Below are 16856 nucleotides of genomic sequence, written 5' to 3'. Positions count from 1 at the left end.
GCGTCTTAAATGAATAAGACGCCTATTCAAAAATACTGACGGAATTTTAAATGAAAATTTGGAAATCAATCTTATTCACGACCCTACTCTCTTGCGGAGCGGTTGCAGCACCAGTAGAGATCGATAAGGTTGCGGTCATCGTGAACGACGGTGTAGTTCTACAAAGCGACATCGAAACAGCGATGAAAACGCTGCAAGCCAACGCACGTCAAAGTGGAAAGAGCTTACCTTCTACCAGCGTATTAAAAGAACAAGTTGTTGAAAAACTTATTATTGACACGTTGCAAGGCCAAGAAGCAGACCGTATTGGTGTGCGTATTGACGACAACCGTTTAAACCAAGCGATTGCAGAGATCGCACGTAATAATGAGCAAACAGTAGAACAACTCGCCGCTTCTGTAGAAAGTGAAGGTTTAAGTTACCCAGAATTCCGCGAACAAATTCGTAAGGAAATCGCCGCATCAGAAGCCCGCAATGCACTGGTTCGTCGCCGTATTAATATCCTTCCAGCAGAGGTAGATAGCCTTGCTGAGCAACTATCACAAGAAACCAATGCGACTGTTCAATACAAAATTGGACACATTCAACTGCGCTTCTCTGACGATAAAGAAAAATCTGCTGTAGAAGCAGAAGCTAAAGCGCTCGCGAAAAAGCTAAACGAAGGTGCAGATTTTACGGAGATGGCCTACACCTACTCTAAAGGTCCTAAAGCTTTACAAGGTGGTGATTGGGGCTGGATGCGTAAAGAAGAGATGCCAACCATCTTTGCTGATCAGATCAAGATGCAAAACAAAGGCAGCATTATTGGTCCATTCCGTAGTGGCGTTGGTTTCCACATCCTAAAAATAGAGGATGTAAAAGGCCTAGAAACGGTTGCGGTAACGGAAGTAAATGCGCGTCATATTTTGATTAAACCAACCGTGATTCTGAGCGACGAAGGGGCGAAGAAGCAACTGAATGAATTTGTACGCCGCATCAAAGCCGGTGAAGCAACGTTCGCTCAATTGGCAACACAATACAGTCAAGATCCTGGCTCGGCAGCACAAGACGGTGAACTAGGTTATCAAACACCAGATCTTTACGTGCCAGAATTCAAGCACCAAGTAGAAACTCTGCCAGTTGGCTCAATCAGCGAACCGTTCAAAACCGTTCACGGCTGGCATATCGTTGAAGTGTTGGATCGTCGCCAAGTTGACCGTACTGACTCAGCGATGAAGAACAAAGCTTACCGTATTCTATTTAACCGTAAATTTAATGAAGAAGCGGGCGCATGGATGCAAGAGCTACGCGCAAGTGCGTTTGTTGAAATCGTGGATGACAACAATGACAACTAATACAATTCGTAGAATTGTCGTAACCGCAGGGGAACCTGCGGGTATCGGCCCAGACTTAGTGCTTGCCCTATCGAAAGAAGATTGGGCGCACCAAATTGTCGTCTGTGCCGATAAGAATATGCTGACGGAGCGAGCCAAGCAGCTTGGCATCGAAGTCCAACTGTCTGATTACAATCCAGAAGAAGCACCTAAAGCACAAAAAGCGGGCACGCTTATCGTTGACCATATCCAAATATCGGAACCTGCGGTCGCAGGCGAGCTCAATGAAGCGAATGGCCACTATGTACTAAAAACGCTAGAAAGAGCGGCTTTAGGCTGTATGAATGATGAATTTGATGCTATTGTCACCGGCCCTGTTCATAAGGGGGTGATTAATCGCGCAGGTGTTGCATTCAGTGGTCATACTGAATTTTTCGCCGAGAAGTCACAAACGCCGCTAGTCGTAATGATGCTAGCAACGGAAGGACTACGCGTGGCGCTGGTTACAACACATATTCCTTTAGCTTATGTGTCCAAAGCTGTCACCGAAGAGCGATTAGAAAAAATCATCGATATTCTTCATAAAGACCTTGTAGAAAAGTTTGCTATCGCACAACCAAACATCTACGTTTGCGGGCTTAACCCTCATGCTGGCGAAGATGGCTGCTTAGGTCGTGAAGAGATCGAGACCATCACTCCGACACTGGAAAAAATTCGACAAGAAAAAGGTATCAACCTGATCGGCCCTCTGCCGGCTGATACCATTTTCAATGAAAAATATTTAAATGATGCTGATGCTGTTTTAGGCATGTACCATGATCAAGTATTGCCAGTATTAAAATACAAAGGCTTTGGTCGTTCAGTAAATATTACTCTTGGTCTACCTTTTATTAGAACATCGGTGGACCACGGTACTGCATTAGATCTGGCAGGGACAGGTCAAGCGGATACAGGGAGTTTCCGAACAGCGCTCACGCATGCGATAGATTTGGTAGAGAAGAAACAATGAGAAATGATGTCCATTTAGGACACAAAGCGCGTAAACGTTTTGGTCAAAACTTCCTGAACGATCCATACATTATTGATGGAATCGTATCAGCGATTAACCCAAAACCAGGTCAAAACCTGGTTGAAATCGGTCCTGGTCTTGGTGCAATCACTGAGCCAGTAGGTCGTGAAGTAGATAAGTTCACAGTTATCGAATTAGACCGCGATCTGGCGGAACGCCTACGTACTCACCCTGAACTGGCAGATAAGTTGACCATCCATGAGGGTGACGCTATGCGTTTTGACTTCACTCAACTAGTGAAGCCAAACAACAAGCTGCGCATTTTTGGTAACTTGCCATACAACATCTCTACACCATTGATGTTTCACCTTTTTGAGTTCCATAAAGACATTCAAGACATGCACTTTATGCTGCAAAAAGAAGTGGTAAACCGCTTAGCCGCCGGCCCTGGCAGCAAAGCTTACGGCCGTTTAACGGTAATGGCTCAGTACTACTGTAAAGTGGTACCAGTACTGGAAGTACCGCCAACGGCATTCGTTCCACCACCGAAAGTGGACTCTGCCGTTGTTCGTTTAGTGCCTTACGAAGAGCTGCCATGCCCGGCGAAAGATCTGCGTTTGCTCGATCGCGTTTGTCGTGAAGGCTTTAACCAACGTCGTAAAACAGTTCGTAACTGCTACAAATCGTTGTTAAGCACAGAAGTACTAGAAGAGCTAGGTGTTAATCCAAGCATGCGTCCAGAGAACCTGACGCTAGAACAATTCGTCGCAATGGCGAACTGGCTTGCGGATAACCCGCAGCACTAAGAACTCAAACAATGAGCCAAACCCTTGTAGGTTTGGCTTATTATTGGGATATTACGTTTCTGAGGAGTGCACATGGACGTCATTCAACCTTGCATCAAAATTCAAGTTCACACCAAATACATCGAAGAACAGTCCAACCCAGAGCTACAACGCTACGTTTTCGCTTATATCATCACCATCAAAAACCTTAGCCAACAAACCGTACAGTTAGTGAGCCGCCGCTGGCTAATCACAGACTCGAATGGCAAGCAAATGACGGTTGAAGGTGACGGAGTGGTAGGCCAGCAGCCCTTTATTCCAAGCAATGATGAATACACGTACAGTAGCGGAACCGCGTTAGAAACCCCTGTCGGCGTTATGCAAGGACACTACAAAATGCTGGATGAGAAAGGGCAAGAGTTCATCACCGAAATCGAACCATTTCGCTTGGCTGTTCCAAATGTTTTAAATTAGTAAATTGGAGATTCAGTGGCTACCTATATTGTTGGTGACATCCAAGGCTGTTTTGATGAATTGCAGCGATTACTAGAAAAAGTATCTTTCTCTGCGAAAAAAGACCAACTTTGGCTTGCTGGTGATTTGGTCGCCAGAGGGCCTAAATCACTAGAAACGTTACGCTTTGTGAAGTCACTTGGCGCAAGCGCAATCGTGGTGCTTGGTAATCACGACCTTCACCTTCTCGCAGTGGCTCACGGGATAAAAAAGGTCAAAGACAAAGATAGAACCGCACCTATTTTCACGGCCCCTGACAAAGAGGAACTACTGACATGGCTAGCTCAGCAACCTCTAATGGCCGAGCATGACGAGTTCGTGATGTGTCACGCTGGCATATCACCGCAGTGGAATCTAAAAACAGCGAGAAAGTGTGCCCGTGAAGTTGAGCGCATCATCCAAAGTGAAGAGCTGCCTTGGCTATTAAAAAACATGTACAGCAATCAACCTGATTCCTGGGATGACTCTCTACAGGGTTTGGACCGATACCGTTATATTATCAATGCTTTTACGCGGATGCGCTTTTGTTTCCCTGATGGTCGTTTGGATATGGATTGTAAATTGCCACCGCAACAAGTTTCCGGTAACGAACTTATTCCATGGTTTGAGGTGCCTAAACGTATCCACTTAAACAAAGCGGTGCTCTTTGGGCACTGGGCTGCACTGCAAGGTTATATGAACAACGAAGTCATCGGGCTAGATACTGGCTGTGTTTGGGGCGGAAGCCTAACCATGATCCGTTGGGAAGATAAGAAAATTTTTACTCAGGATGCGTTAAGTTAAACACTGAATAACAGTCGATAATCCATAGTAGGAGGAATACCTGTCACTTAACACCTCCTGTAGGGTCATTCCAACGAGCCTTAACGAGACTAGGAATCTAATATCCTCGCGCTGCGAATAGATAGAAATACCTTTGACAACAAAGTACTCGTATAGAGGCTCCTGAACCTCGCTCGTTCGTCGCTTTTCAGGATGACGGTAGGTTGGGATGGCCGCTCGCTGTTATACGAACGGCATTACCGTATTAACTACGCGGTGTTAATCTCGAATTACTTTTCTAACACAGTAAAGCGCATGTTGTAGGCGTTCTTCTCATCGGCTTGATACATTTCTGAGTAAGTTTCCTTAAACTCGTCTCCCCAATCTGGGAACTGAGTATCACCATCAATGGCCGCTTCAATGTGTGTTACATACAGTTTATTGGCCATAGGCAGACAAGTGGTGTAAATCGCACCACCACCAATGATCATCACTTCATCCACATCACCTGCGACTTCCAGAGCCTGCTCAATCGATGTTACGGTAGTGACACCTTCGATCTTTAGTGTCTCATCACGGCTAATAACAATATTCAAGCGACCTGGTAAAGGGCGACCAATAGACTCATAGGTTTTGCGTCCCATCACAACCGGTTTTCCCATGGTGCAACGCTTAAACCAAGCGAAATCGGCGGGAAGATGCCAAGGCATTTGATTGTCTTTGCCAATGATGCGATTGTCGGCCATCGCGGCAATCATACTAATGATCATGTTAGGTCCTTATACAATAGGTCTGCGGCGATAGAATAACAGCCCAGGAACCGCAAGACCAACTGCTAAACCTGCAATAATAAACATGGCCTTAAGAAAGTTTTCCATACAGGTTGCGACAAGCTCGGGTGAGTAGCCAACATGATTGATCTCTACCATAGCGATCATTGCTTTGTAAGCAAACACACCCGGCACCATCGGGATCAAAGCAGCCACAGTAAACACTTTTGGATGCGCGAGAAAACGGTGAGACCAGTACACACCAATCATCCCAACTAACGTCGCGGCAAAAAAGGTTGCCCACTCAATAGGAATGCCAAACTGCATCATCAAGTAGCGGCTACCATGACCAATCGCGCCACCAACAGCGCAATACACTAAAGCTCTTTGTGGCACGTTAAAAACCAATGCAAATCCTACGGCGGGAATCGCCGCAAAAAACATGTCATTCAACAGGCCAAACATCAATTCAAATAAACTCATTAGATAGCCCACCCCCAAATTCCAGTTACACTCATCGCAGCAACGATCCCCAAACATGTCGCCAACGTTAGTAAACTAGCCATCACAAATCGAGCAATCCCCATATTAATGTGGCCTTTCAACATATCTGCGACAGAGTTAATGAGAGGGAAACCAGGTACAAGCATTAATACTGACGATGCCATTGCTACGGTGGGTAGATTACCGATTTGGTAAATTTCCGCCTGTGCTGAAATTAAGGTAGTCACAAAAGCGGTCGCAGCAAAGTTCAATAGAGGGTTGAAATGACGATGACCAATTTCTTGGCGAACGATCATGCCACCCGCTGAAGCTAAAAAGGTCATTATGAAGACTCCCCAATCACCACCAGCTAGATGACTGAATGCCGCACAAGACAAGCCAATCATAAACACCACCAACCAGCGGTTATAACGCTCTGGACTGATAGCGTTCAGCTTTTTCTGCGCCATGGTTGCATCGAGCAAACCACGCTCCATCATGATACAGATTCGTTGAATTTGCGTAATAACGCGCATATTGATGCCACGATCAGCGCAGCTTCGGGTGGTGGTGATGCAGTGCCCATCCATTACCGTCGTCACAACCAATGCATTAGCTGATAGTGCAACCGCAACTTCATTCACCCCACAAGCAAGGCCAATACGATGCATAATATCGCTCACAAGAGTACTTTCAGCACCATGAGCGAGTAGCATTTGTCCGGCTTGGGCGACAAGACGAGAAATCGATCGTTGAGTAGATACCGCCAACTCTCTATGCGGTATGGTTTCTAGAATCATAAATAAGTCTAATTCCTTTTAGGGTGTTACTCATTCATACGCGCGAGGGCCAAACTAACCCTCAAAAAACACGACGTATCGGTTATTGTGCCGTAAATCACATCACCTAAATATGATTTAGATACAAAAAAAGCCGCAATAAATAATTGCGGCTTAATGAATTATAGGCAAACAGGCATTGTTTGACCGTTCTGATTAGTCACGAACGTAGACAACGTGACCGTCATCTTCTTCATCGTCCCAGTCATCCCAATCGTCGTCGTCATCTTCAGTGATAACGTCTTTACCCGCCATTGCATCTTTATGGTAATCATCCCACATGAAGTTAACTTTATCTTCTTCAGCCACTTCTTCCTCTTCGCGAGGTAGGTTATCCATAAAGTCAGCCAGTTTGTAACAAAGCTCTTTAGTACCGTTACGATTGATCGCCGAGATCTTAAAGTACTCGTCTTCCCAACCTAGTGCGTCTAAGATTTCTTGGATCTTCTCATTCGCTTCTTCTTCAGGCATTAGATCAACTTTGTTGAACACTAACCAACGCGGCTTACTTGCCAGTTTTTCGCTGTATTGTTCTAGTTCATCAATGATCGTCAATGCATTTTGCACCGGATCGGACTGATCAATTGGCATAATATCGATCATGTGCAGCAACACTCGACAACGCTCTAAGTGCTTCAAGAATCGAATACCAAGGCCAGCGCCATCTGCTGCACCCTCGATCAAACCAGGGATGTCTGCAACAACAAAACTTTTCTCTGGTACGACACTTACGACACCCAAGCTTGGGATCAAAGTCGTGAATGGGTAATCAGCGACTTTCGGTTTTGCTGCTGATACTGCGCGGATAAAGGTTGATTTACCAGCATTAGGTAGACCAAGCATACCCACATCAGCAAGAAGCAATAGCTCAAGGCGAATTTCGCGTACTTCACCCTTTGTACCCAATGTTCTCTGACGAGGCGCGCGGTTTACTGAAGATTTGAAACGCGTGTTACCTAGACCGTGCCAACCGCCTTTTGCGATCATCACTTTCTTACCGTGTTCAGCAACTTCCGCCACGATTTCATTTGTGTGGATATCCACAGCGCGCGTACCCACAGGTACACGAAGAACGATGTCTTTACCACGCTTACCTGTACAGTTACCACCGCGACCGTTTTCACCACGCTCAGCTTCGTAGAAGCGCTGGAAACGGTAATCAATCAGAGTATTTAGGTTTTCATCAGCTTGGATATAAACATCACCACCGTCACCGCCATCACCGCCATCAGGGCCACCTTTAGTGATGAATTTTTCACGCCAGAAACTGACAACGCCACTACCGCCATCACCAGCCTGAACTTTTACTACCGCTTCATCTACGAACTTCATCTTTTACTCCGACTACTTCGTGCGTGGATTAAATCTTACTATGTCATCCGACAATTTTAGCAGATGACAGATCTAAGCTCCCAGATTCAAATCGCTTAGGATCTTAGCGAGAAACTTCGATATGTCGACTGCCACAAATAAAAAACCCCGCCGATTCGGCAGGGCTTTTGAATTCAGCTTAAAGCTATTAAGTAATTTGGTTAAAAACCTAATTACTCAGCTTCGATGCTTACAAACTTACGGTTCTTAGGACCTTTCACTTCGAACTTCACTTTACCTTCAGTAAGAGCGAATAGAGTGTGGTCTTTACCGATACCTACGTTGTTACCAGCGTGGAACTTAGTGCCACGTTGACGAACGATGATGTTACCTGCAAGTACAGATTCACCACCGAAACGCTTAACACCTAGACGTTTGCTTTCTGAATCGCGGCCGTTACGAGTAGAACCACCAGCTTTTTTGTGTGCCATTGTTAAACTCTCCTAATAGATTAAGCGTTGATACCAGTGATCTTCACTTCAGTGAACCACTGACGGTGACCCTGTTGCTTACGAGAGTGCTTACGACGACGGAACTTAACGATTTTAACTTTATCGCCACGACCGTGTTGTACAACTTCAGCAACAATTTTGCCGCCCTCTACAAGAGGAGCACCAACTTTGATGTCTTCGCCGTTAGCAACAAGAAGAACTTTATCAAATTCTACAGTTGCACCAGTTTCAACGTCTAATTTCTCTAAACGAAGAGTTTGACCTTCGCTTACACGGTGTTGTTTACCACCAGATTGGAAAACAGCGTACATATTTTACTCCGCTTTTTCCGCACAGCCTTTCTTGAGGGTGTGCGCTAAACTAATCATCAATAGGGCGCAGATTCTACAGAATAGATGCTCCTATGACAAGCCATATTTTGAAAAAATTGGCGAAAAGCTAATCGCCAAAGAAAAGTGCGGCAATCATGCCCTTTAGTAATGTATTAATCAACGTTTTTTAGTGTATTATTCGACAATTATATAAATCGAATAAGCCTTGCAGGGTCTAACTTCAGCCGGATATACGATGGATTTTAAAACTATCCAAGCGCTTACTGCCGATGACATGGCAAAAGTGAATGAAACAATTCAAGCCCAACTTAATTCTGATGTCTCTTTAATCAACCAGCTCGGTTTTTATATCGTGAGTGGTGGAGGCAAACGTCTAAGACCGCTTTTAGCGATACTGTCTGCCCGTGCACTTGGTTACCAAGGCAATGGTCATACAATGGCAGCTGCGTTTATTGAGTTCATCCATACAGCGACTTTGCTGCATGATGACGTGGTAGATGAATCAGACATGCGCCGTGGTAAAGCCACTGCGAATGCAGCATTTGGCAATGCGGCTAGCGTATTAGTTGGGGACTTTATCTATACACGCTCATTTCAGATGATGACGGAACTAGGATCCATGAAGATCCTTAAACTAATGAGCAATGCCGTAAACGTGATCGCCGAAGGTGAAGTACAGCAGTTGATGAACTGTAACGACCCTGACACGACAGAAGAAAGCTACATGCAAGTCATCTACTCTAAGACTGCGCGCTTATTTGAATCCGCAACTCAAATCGGTGCAATCTTAAATGATGCTCCTGAGCATGTGGAAATCGCAATGCAAAATTACGGTAAGTATCTAGGCACTGCGTTTCAGCTCATTGATGACGTCATGGATTACACTTCTGATGGCGAAGACATGGGTAAAAATGTGGGTGATGACTTGGCCGAAGGCAAGCCAACTTTACCTCTACTCCATGCTATGCGTAATACCACACCAGAAAACGCCATCATGATTCGTGAAGCGATTGAGAAAGCGAATGGCATGGATCGCTTAGAAGAAATTCTTGCGGTCATGAAAGAAGCAGGCTCTCTGGAATACACAACGCAAAAAGCTCTAGAAGAAGCAGACAAAGCAATCGCAGAACTATCAGTGTTGCCAGAGTCTGAATACAAACAAGCGCTTGTTACTCTGGCTCATGTCGCTGTACAACGCACGAAGTAATCAATAGCTACCCATAACGCAAGGCTTATAGCTAAAAGGAAGAGCATGCTCTTCCTTTTTTACGTTTGATACCTAATGACGACGCCCGAGACGCTAGTAATATCTGTCACTACCGCCATGCAGTTGTGGATCATCTTCTATTTCATCAAAGCTAACGGCGAGCTGCTGTTCAGTCCCTTGTTTGGACAACAATACCGTCTCTGCTTCATGGTCGACCACTAATATCGTACCGACGCCTTGTTGGCACTCAACAACCATGCCTTTACGGATTCGACTCGCTTCCATCATCTTCTCCTTCACTACGTGGTTTTATTCGACCATTTTTACGAAGTTGAGAAATCAAGGATCAAAAAAGCCGATCAAAATGATCGGCTTTCTTCTTATATAGGCTTTCTAGATTACTTTGCGAATTCAACACCAATGTTGATGTCGCCATTTAGTGTTTCTAGCATACCGTCTAATGCAGACTTTTCGTAATCGCTGAGTTTGCCGTAGCTTAGTACTTCTTCAACGCCTTCTTTACCCAGTTTCACAGGTTGCGCGAAGTACGTCGCGTGTTCGCCGTCGCCTTCAACGTAAGCGCACTCAACTACGCCTTCTTCACCTTGAAGAGCACGAACCAGAGACAGACCAAAGCGACATGCAGCTTGGCCCATTGATAGTGTTGCACTACCACCACCCGCTTTCGCTTCTACAACTTCAGTACCTGCATTTTGAATACGTTTCGTTAATGCTTCTACTTCTTCAGCTGTAAACTCAACACCTTCTACTTGAGACAGTAGAGGTAAGATCGTTACGCCAGAGTGACCACCAATAACTGGCACGCGAACGTCACCTGGATCTTTGTCTTTTAGCTCAGCAACAAACGTTTCTGAACGGATAACATCCAACGTTGTTACACCAAATAGACGACGCTTATCATAAACACCCGCTTTTTTAAGAACTTCAGCAGCAATTGGCACTGTTGTATTTACAGGGTTTGTGATGATACCAACACAAGCTTTCGGACAAACAACCGCAATCTTCTCCGCTAGCGATTTAACGATACCAGCGTTTACATTAAATAGATCCGCACGATCCATACCTGGCTTACGCGCAACACCAGCAGAAATTAGCACAACATCCGCGCCTTCTAGTGCTGGAGTAGGATCTTCACCAGCGTAACCTTTGATAGAAACTGGCGTAGGGATGTGGCTAAGATCAGCGGCCACACCAGGAGTTACTGGAGCAATATCATATAGGGCTAGATCAGAACCAGCAGGAAGACGGTTCTTAAGTAGAAGGGCCAGGGCTTGACCGATGCCACCAGCGGCACCAATAACGGCTACTTTCATGTAGTTCTCCTTGAGAGTATTTCTCTTATAAACGTATTCGTAGGGTAGTTTGTAACCAACTTAAATAAAGCTATCGGAATCACAACTTGATTACAATCAATTAACGCTAGCTTTGCGACCTCGCGCAACTCGCTGTTACCGTGCTACAAATAGGGCTTGGATTATTCTTTTATTCTGTTGAAATGACAAGGAATTCAAGAAAACAGATACAGCCCTACTTCAGCGCGCTAAAGAATTCTATGTGGTATATAGTTTACAGTGACGCATCTAACATAATCCTGGGACTCTTTGGCACCGCCTGAATATATATGCGAGAATATGCAAAATTGCTGACCCGTAATAAGAGATTTGTAATGACTATGCGCAATTCAGAAAAACAAGACAACTTAGTTCGCGCCTTTAAAGCCCTGTTAAAAGAAGAAAGCTTTGGCTCACAGGGCGAGATTGTTGACGCACTCAAACAGCAAGGATTTGAGAGTATCAACCAATCTAAAGTCTCACGTATGCTGACTAAATTTGGCGCTGTCCGTACGCGCAATGCAAAAATGGAAATGGTTTACTGTCTTCCTGCTGAGCTAGGTGTCCCAACAGTCAGCAGCTCTCTGCGTGAACTAGTACTAGACATCGATCGTAACGCAGCGTTAGTGGTAATTCACACTGGCCCAGGTGCAGCACAGTTGATTGCTCGCTTGCTTGATTCACTCGGTAAATCCGAAGGTATTCTTGGTGTTGTCGCAGGTGACGATACCATTTTCATTACGCCAACCATGGCAATTACGACTGAGCAACTCTTCAAATCAGTGTGCGAGCTGTTCGAATATACTGGTTAAGTTCTATAAAGCTTCAATCAGCTAACTCATTGTGGGTTATAAAAGAAGTCTCATTTTGTAGCCCATAATTTATGTAAATTTTTTGCTTACTCCGCTCATTCTTCAACCATCCATTTTGTGATTAACATCACGCAATTGATCTTTTTCATTTCAGTCACTAAACGTTAATTAAGCAATTGTTTTAAAAAGAATTAAATCACAAATTGAATCCTATCCCCTGATACAAAATTCAGACTTATCAACTATAACATTTAACAATTGGATAATTTTCTGCCAATTTTTTGTTATGATTCGCTCGCTTTTTCAAACGATTGGATTGAAAAAGGTGCCGTTTCCAAATAGGAAACTCCAGAAGTGATTTATGGTTATTTCCGGGTAAATAATGAATATAAGGAAGGGAAATTCATGGCATTTAACAAACTTCTCAAAGTAGGCGCTATCGCTGCAGCCGTAATGGGCGCAGGCGCAGTTAACGCTCAAGAGTTTATTACCATCGGTACTGGCTCTGTGACAGGTGTTTACTACCCAACTGGTGGTGCTATCTGTAAGTTGGTAAATAAAGGTCGTAAAGACCACAACATCCGTTGTTCAGTAGAATCGACTGGTGGCTCAATTTACAACGTTAACACTATCCGTGCAGGCGAATTAGATTTTGGTATCGTGCAATCGGATTGGCAGTACCACGGCTACAACGGTACGAGCAAGTTTGAAGAACAAGGCCCGTACAAGAAGCTACGCGCAATGTTCTCTCTTCATACAGAACCTTTCAACATCATTGCGCGTGCAGATTCAGGTATTGAAAACGTTGAAGACCTGAAAGGTAAGCGCGTAAACATCGGTAATCCAGGCTCTGGTGACCGTGCAACGATGGGCGTTGTCATGGAAGCGATGGGTTGGACAAACGACAGCTTCAAATTGGCGTCTGAGCTAAAAGGCTCTGAACGCTCTCAGGCACTTTGTGATAACAAAATTGACGCCTTCATTTACATGGTCGGCCACCCGAACGGTTCAATCAAAGAAGCAACCACATCATGTGATGCGAAGCTAGTTTCAGCAACAGGCCCTAAAATCGATAAAATTGTTGCCGACAACCCATACTACGCCTTTAGCTCAGTACCGGCTGGTATGTACCGCGGCACAGACAAAGACGTAAACAGCTTTGGTGTTGCAGCAACAATGGTAACGACCTCTGATGTTTCAGACGATGTCGCTTACAACGTGGCAAAAGCTGTGTTTGAAAACTTTGATACCTTCAAACGTCTACACCCTGCATTCGCAAACTTGAAGAAAGAAGACATGGTGAAAGCTGGTCTTTCTATTCCTCTTCACCCAGGTGCAGAAAAATACTACAAAGAAATGGGTCTAATTAAGTAATTTCCTCAGACTCTACATACAGGCAGGAAAGAATATTTTCTGCCTGTTTGAGCATACAGGTTGTAGCACGTTCTAACTGTATGCTTCATTCGCCAGTTTTCTTCTGAAAACTGCGAGCTCATACCCAAGAAAACTTAAACGCCGCCTAACAGAGTATCCAACAATCAACACTTTGAGTTCAGGCAGCAAAATACTCGAAAGCAAACTTCGCTCCATTCACTACACTGATAGAGGCGAAGTGTGGTTCTCGATAAAAATCAGACAGGACCATCAATAATAAGGAAAAAGTACATGGCGACGAATCAAGCTCCGTCACAAGATGTGCAAGAAATGGTGGCTCAGGCAGACACAGGTGCACGTAGCCCTTCGGGAATGCAAGGACGAATCCTTTGGTTTGTTCCTCTGTGTTGGTCACTATTTCAATTATGGTACGCATCCCCGTTACCATTTATTTTCAATTTTGGCGTACTGAACGACACGGAAGCGCGATCTATCCACCTTACTTTCGCGATCTTTTTGGCTTTCACTGCTTATCCAGCGATGAAGAATTCTCCTCGCGATCATATCCCTCTTGTTGATTGGATACTCGCGTTGGCTGGCAGCTTTTCAGCAGCCTATATATACCTTTTTTATACCGAGCTAGCAGGACGCTCAGGCGCACCGACAACGGTTGATATCGTTGTTGCTGTTATCGGTATGATCCTCCTTTTAGAAGCAACACGCCGAGCACTTGGTCCACCATTAATGGTCGTGGCTGCTGTTTTCCTTACTTACACCTTTGCAGGCCCTTACATGCCTGACGTTATCGCGCACAAAGGGGCAAGCTTGAACAAGGCCATGTCTCACTTGTGGCTAACAACTGAAGGCGTATTTGGAGTTGCGCTAGGTGTTTCTACCTCTTTTGTCTTCTTGTTTGTATTGTTTGGAGCAATGCTGGAACGCGCTGGTGCTGGTGCTTACTTCATTAAAGTTGCCTTCTCGTTGCTTGGCCATATGAAAGGTGGTCCAGCTAAAGCGGCCGTTGTTGCATCAGGTTTATCTGGTCTGGTTTCTGGTTCTTCAATCGCAAACGTAGTAACAACTGGCACCTTTACCATTCCACTGATGAAGCGTGTTGGCTTTCCCGGCACAAAAGCGGGTGCGGTAGAGGTAGCGGCTTCAACCAATGGTCAGTTAACACCGCCAATCATGGGTGCAGCAGCATTTTTGATGGTGGAATACGTCGGTATCTCCTACGTTGAGGTGATTAAAGCTGCCCTACTTCCAGCGCTAATCTCTTATATTGCTTTAATTTACATTGTTCACCTTGAAGCATGTAAAGCAGGCATGACAGGCCTTCCTCGTCGCCACAACCCAACACTAGTACAAAGTCTGCTGTCCTTTACTGGCACAATCTTAGGATTGTGTGTGATCAGCGCATTGGTTTACTACGGAGTGGGTTGGACAAAGGACGTCTTTGGTGATGCCGCGACACCAATTGTTACCGTCGCACTATTAATCGCGTACGTTGGGTTGGTGAAAGTCTCAGCAAATCACGTGCAAGATGGCGCAATTGAGATTGATGCAGAATTAACAGAAGTACCTGATCCTGGCCCAACCGTTAAGTCAGGCTTGCACTACCTACTCCCTATCGTCGTATTGGTTTGGTGTTTGACTGTCGAACGTTTCTCACCTGGCCTTTCGGCATTCTGGGCAACGGTGTTCATGATTTTCATTTTGCTGACTCAACGTCCGTTGATTGCACTGCTGTCAAAGCAAGGTGACATGCTTCAGCAAACCAAAGATGGCTTTGTCGATCTTGCCGAGAGCTTAGTTTCTGGTGCGCGCAATATGATTGGTATCGGCGTTGCAACCGCGGCAGCGGGCACCGTTGTTGGTGTTGTTACACTAACGGGTATCGGCCTAGTGATGACCGACTTCGTCGAGTTTATCTCTGGTGGCAGCATCATTCTTATGCTGCTCTTTACCGCCATCATTAGCTTGGTTCTGGGGATGGGTCTGCCAACAACGGCGAACTACATCGTGGTCTCTACGCTAATGGCGCCGGTTATTGTTACGCTCGGCGCAGCGCATGGCTTAATTATTCCGTTGATAGCGGTGCACTTGTTCGTTTTCTACTTTGGTATTTTGGCCGACGATACCCCACCTGTAGGCCTTGCGGCTTTTGCAGCAGCAGCAATTGCGAAATCAGATCCAATTCGTACTGGTATCCAAGGTTTTACTTACGATATTCGAACCGCTATTTTGCCGTTCATGTTTGTGTTCAATACCCAGCTATTGTTAATGGGGATTGACTCTTGGTGGCATTTGGCACTCACGGTCATCTCATCGATCATTGCAATGCTGATTTTCTCTGCGGCAACTCAAGGGTGGTGGTTCACGCGTAACAAGTGGTGGGAAACAGTCCTATTATTAGTACTGACGTTTTCGTTTTTCCGTCCAGGTTTTTGGTGGGACATGCTGTACCCAGCGAAAGTTCTTTCTCCTGGCGTTGAGGTAGCTCAAATCACGGAAACACTAAATGTAGGAGAATCATTGGAGTTACGTGTTGCCGGTGAAAACCTTGAGGGCGACTACATTGAGAAAACGGTTCGTCTTCCATTCGAAGACAGTGCGACAACAGCAGACGCACGTATTTCATCTATGGGTCTAATGCTGACCGAAAGTGACAACAAAATGATTGTCGATATGGTTGAATTTGGTAGTCCAGCAGAGTCCGCAGGTATCGACTTTGATTGGGAAATCAAGTGGGTTATCCAGGATGCAGACCGTCCGATGAAAGAGTGGGTGTTTGTACCATGCTTAATGATTTTGCTGGTGCTTGCAATGAACCAAAAACGTCGTGCTCGTAAGGAACAATTGAGCGCATAACCGATTTGGCCCCGAGGATAAAGGGGCCTTAATGAGAGACATTGAATGTACAAACAAATTCTTGTTCCGGTTGATCTAAATGACCAAGGCTTTTCAGACCGAGCGGTTGAACTAGCGGTTTGGCAGGCAAAGCAAGCAAATGCTCAAATCCATCTTCTGACGGTACTACCTGGTATTCACATGTCGATGGTTGCCACATACTTTCCGAAAGATGCTGCGGCCAAAATGAAGCAAGACGTGAAGCAGCAACTAAAAACTTTCGCTAATGAGCATATTGCTGAAGATGTGGTTTACCAAGTGCATGTTGCTGAAGGCAAGGCCTACGCGACCATTCTTGATTATGCAGAACGTTTAGGCGCAGATCTCATCATTATGCCAAGTCACAAGCGCTCTAAAATCAATAAAGTAATGCTTGGCTCTGTCGCGAGTAAGGTTGTGGAATATTCTCCAATCAATGTGATGGTCGTAAAACCGCAAGGCTAAGTAAATACAGAAACGAAAAAGGACGCTAACATTAGCGTCCTTTTTATATTAAATTATGCCGTCCTAAATAAGGTTGACACTTTCCACCCCAAAAATTGGAGAGTGTTATGAAATCAACCACTAAAAGA

The 16856-nt window shown here is 45.0% G+C and carries 18 protein-coding genes; 10 read left to right on the top strand and 8 right to left on the bottom strand.

The genetic code is table 11. The features are described from left to right. Positions 1-50: 50 nt before the first annotated feature. From surA to apaH, 5 genes are all read left to right on the top strand, one after another. The gene (surA, locus tag R7Z47_RS14070; RefSeq protein WP_053306855.1) at positions 51-1334 is read left to right on the top strand and encodes a peptidylprolyl isomerase SurA; all 1284 of its coding nucleotides are present in this window, start codon (positions 51-53) and stop codon (positions 1332-1334) included. After that, positions 1324-2322, top strand: coding sequence for a 4-hydroxythreonine-4-phosphate dehydrogenase PdxA (gene pdxA, locus R7Z47_RS14065; protein WP_005383085.1), 999 nt, complete (start codon positions 1324-1326; stop codon positions 2320-2322). The genes surA and pdxA overlap by 11 nt, the downstream gene beginning before the upstream one ends. Further along, positions 2319-3128, top strand: coding sequence for a 16S rRNA (adenine(1518)-N(6)/adenine(1519)-N(6))-dimethyltransferase RsmA (gene rsmA, locus R7Z47_RS14060; protein ID WP_005379669.1), 810 nt, complete (start codon positions 2319-2321; stop codon positions 3126-3128). Before pdxA ends, rsmA begins: the two co-directional genes overlap by 4 nt. A 72-nt stretch (positions 3129-3200) precedes the next feature. Further along, positions 3201-3581, top strand: coding sequence for a Co2+/Mg2+ efflux protein ApaG (gene apaG / locus R7Z47_RS14055; protein ID WP_005379668.1), 381 nt, complete (start codon positions 3201-3203; stop codon positions 3579-3581). Between the two features lie 15 nt (positions 3582-3596). Beyond that, complete coding sequence (apaH, locus tag R7Z47_RS14050) at positions 3597-4403, top strand: bis(5'-nucleosyl)-tetraphosphatase (symmetrical) ApaH (RefSeq protein WP_169644226.1); 807 nt, start codon at positions 3597-3599, stop codon at positions 4401-4403. A 269-nt stretch (positions 4404-4672) separates the two neighbouring features. Here the strand turns inward: apaH and folA are convergent, their stop codons facing one another. The 6 genes from folA to rplU form a co-directional block, all read right to left on the bottom strand. After that, positions 4673-5152 carry a type 3 dihydrofolate reductase gene (folA, locus tag R7Z47_RS14045; RefSeq protein WP_262606798.1) on the bottom strand — a complete coding sequence of 160 codons (480 nt, stop codon included), beginning with the start codon at positions 5150-5152 and terminating at the stop codon, positions 4673-4675. Between the two features lie 9 nt (positions 5153-5161). Further along, entirely contained in the window at positions 5162-5635 is a 474-nt protein-coding gene (locus tag R7Z47_RS14040) for a threonine/serine exporter family protein (RefSeq protein WP_053306852.1), read from the bottom strand. Then, on the bottom strand, positions 5635-6435 hold the full coding sequence (locus R7Z47_RS14035; RefSeq protein ID WP_262606797.1) for a threonine/serine exporter family protein: 801 nt from the start codon (positions 6433-6435) through the stop codon (positions 5635-5637). The genes R7Z47_RS14040 and R7Z47_RS14035 overlap by 1 nt, the downstream gene beginning before the upstream one ends. 195 nt (positions 6436-6630) lie before the next feature. Continuing rightward, positions 6631-7806: an Obg family GTPase CgtA gene (cgtA, locus tag R7Z47_RS14030; RefSeq protein WP_005383091.1), complete on the bottom strand. Its 1176-nt coding sequence runs from the start codon at positions 7804-7806 to the stop codon at positions 6631-6633. Between the two features lie 212 nt (positions 7807-8018). Then, on the bottom strand, positions 8019-8276 hold the full coding sequence (gene rpmA / locus R7Z47_RS14025) for a 50S ribosomal protein L27 (protein WP_005383095.1): 258 nt from the start codon (positions 8274-8276) through the stop codon (positions 8019-8021). 20 nt (positions 8277-8296) lie between these two features. Next, complete coding sequence (gene rplU, locus R7Z47_RS14020) at positions 8297-8608, bottom strand: 50S ribosomal protein L21 (protein WP_005383096.1); 312 nt, start codon at positions 8606-8608, stop codon at positions 8297-8299. A 256-nt stretch (positions 8609-8864) separates the two neighbouring features. Between rplU and ispB the strand changes: the two genes are divergently transcribed. Further along, entirely contained in the window at positions 8865-9836 is a 972-nt protein-coding gene (gene ispB, locus R7Z47_RS14015; protein ID WP_005383097.1) for an octaprenyl diphosphate synthase, read from the top strand. Between the two features lie 93 nt (positions 9837-9929). Here the strand turns inward: ispB and R7Z47_RS14010 are convergent, their stop codons facing one another. Further along, positions 9930-10121 (bottom strand): hypothetical protein, encoded by a 192-nt coding sequence (locus tag R7Z47_RS14010; protein ID WP_005379661.1) that lies wholly within the window; start codon positions 10119-10121, stop codon positions 9930-9932. 113 nt (positions 10122-10234) lie between these two features. Beyond that, the gene (mdh, locus tag R7Z47_RS14005; protein ID WP_005379660.1) at positions 10235-11170 is read right to left on the bottom strand and encodes a malate dehydrogenase; all 936 of its coding nucleotides are present in this window, start codon (positions 11168-11170) and stop codon (positions 10235-10237) included. A 359-nt stretch (positions 11171-11529) separates the two neighbouring features. Here mdh and argR point away from each other — a divergent pair, with 359 nt between their 5' ends. From argR to R7Z47_RS13985, 4 genes are all read left to right on the top strand, one after another. Continuing rightward, positions 11530-12000, top strand: a complete 471-nt coding sequence (gene argR / locus R7Z47_RS14000) for a transcriptional regulator ArgR (RefSeq protein WP_005379659.1) — start codon at positions 11530-11532, stop codon at positions 11998-12000. 405 nt (positions 12001-12405) lie between these two features. Next, complete coding sequence (locus R7Z47_RS13995; protein ID WP_005379657.1) at positions 12406-13374, top strand: TAXI family TRAP transporter solute-binding subunit; 969 nt, start codon at positions 12406-12408, stop codon at positions 13372-13374. A 291-nt stretch (positions 13375-13665) separates the two neighbouring features. Beyond that, positions 13666-16245 (top strand): TRAP transporter permease, encoded by a 2580-nt coding sequence (locus R7Z47_RS13990; protein WP_005383099.1) that lies wholly within the window; start codon positions 13666-13668, stop codon positions 16243-16245. Positions 16246-16290: 45 nt separating this feature from the next. Further along, positions 16291-16728 (top strand): universal stress protein, encoded by a 438-nt coding sequence (locus R7Z47_RS13985; RefSeq protein WP_005379654.1) that lies wholly within the window; start codon positions 16291-16293, stop codon positions 16726-16728. Positions 16729-16856 lie beyond the last annotated feature (128 nt).

This window comes from Vibrio sp. 1641 (assembly GCF_033339995.1).
Lineage (GTDB): Bacteria > Pseudomonadota > Gammaproteobacteria > Enterobacterales > Vibrionaceae > Vibrio > Vibrio alginolyticus.
Note: the sequence above shows the minus strand (reverse complement) of the source record. Positions and strands in the feature narration are given on the sequence as shown.

Coding starts and splice junctions, on each gene's coding strand:
- rsmA (WP_005379669.1), top strand. CDS start 2,319: ATGAGAAATGATGTCCATTTAGGACACAAAGCGCGTAAACGTTTTGGT.
- mdh (WP_005379660.1), bottom strand. CDS start 11,170: ATGAAAGTAGCCGTTATTGGTGCCGCTGGTGGCATCGGTCAAGCCCTG.
- ispB (WP_005383097.1), top strand. CDS start 8,865: ATGGATTTTAAAACTATCCAAGCGCTTACTGCCGATGACATGGCAAAA.
- argR (WP_005379659.1), top strand. CDS start 11,530: ATGCGCAATTCAGAAAAACAAGACAACTTAGTTCGCGCCTTTAAAGCC.
- R7Z47_RS14010 (WP_005379661.1), bottom strand. CDS start 10,121: ATGGAAGCGAGTCGAATCCGTAAAGGCATGGTTGTTGAGTGCCAACAA.
- rpmA (WP_005383095.1), bottom strand. CDS start 8,276: ATGGCACACAAAAAAGCTGGTGGTTCTACTCGTAACGGCCGCGATTCA.
- surA (WP_053306855.1), top strand. CDS start 51: ATGAAAATTTGGAAATCAATCTTATTCACGACCCTACTCTCTTGCGGA.
- folA (WP_262606798.1), bottom strand. CDS start 5,152: ATGATCATTAGTATGATTGCCGCGATGGCCGACAATCGCATCATTGGC.
- apaG (WP_005379668.1), top strand. CDS start 3,201: ATGGACGTCATTCAACCTTGCATCAAAATTCAAGTTCACACCAAATAC.
- R7Z47_RS13990 (WP_005383099.1), top strand. CDS start 13,666: ATGGCGACGAATCAAGCTCCGTCACAAGATGTGCAAGAAATGGTGGCT.
- cgtA (WP_005383091.1), bottom strand. CDS start 7,806: ATGAAGTTCGTAGATGAAGCGGTAGTAAAAGTTCAGGCTGGTGATGGC.
- rplU (WP_005383096.1), bottom strand. CDS start 8,608: ATGTACGCTGTTTTCCAATCTGGTGGTAAACAACACCGTGTAAGCGAA.
- pdxA (WP_005383085.1), top strand. CDS start 1,324: ATGACAACTAATACAATTCGTAGAATTGTCGTAACCGCAGGGGAACCT.
- R7Z47_RS13995 (WP_005379657.1), top strand. CDS start 12,406: ATGGCATTTAACAAACTTCTCAAAGTAGGCGCTATCGCTGCAGCCGTA.
- R7Z47_RS13985 (WP_005379654.1), top strand. CDS start 16,291: ATGTACAAACAAATTCTTGTTCCGGTTGATCTAAATGACCAAGGCTTT.
- R7Z47_RS14035 (WP_262606797.1), bottom strand. CDS start 6,435: ATGATTCTAGAAACCATACCGCATAGAGAGTTGGCGGTATCTACTCAA.
- R7Z47_RS14040 (WP_053306852.1), bottom strand. CDS start 5,635: ATGAGTTTATTTGAATTGATGTTTGGCCTGTTGAATGACATGTTTTTT.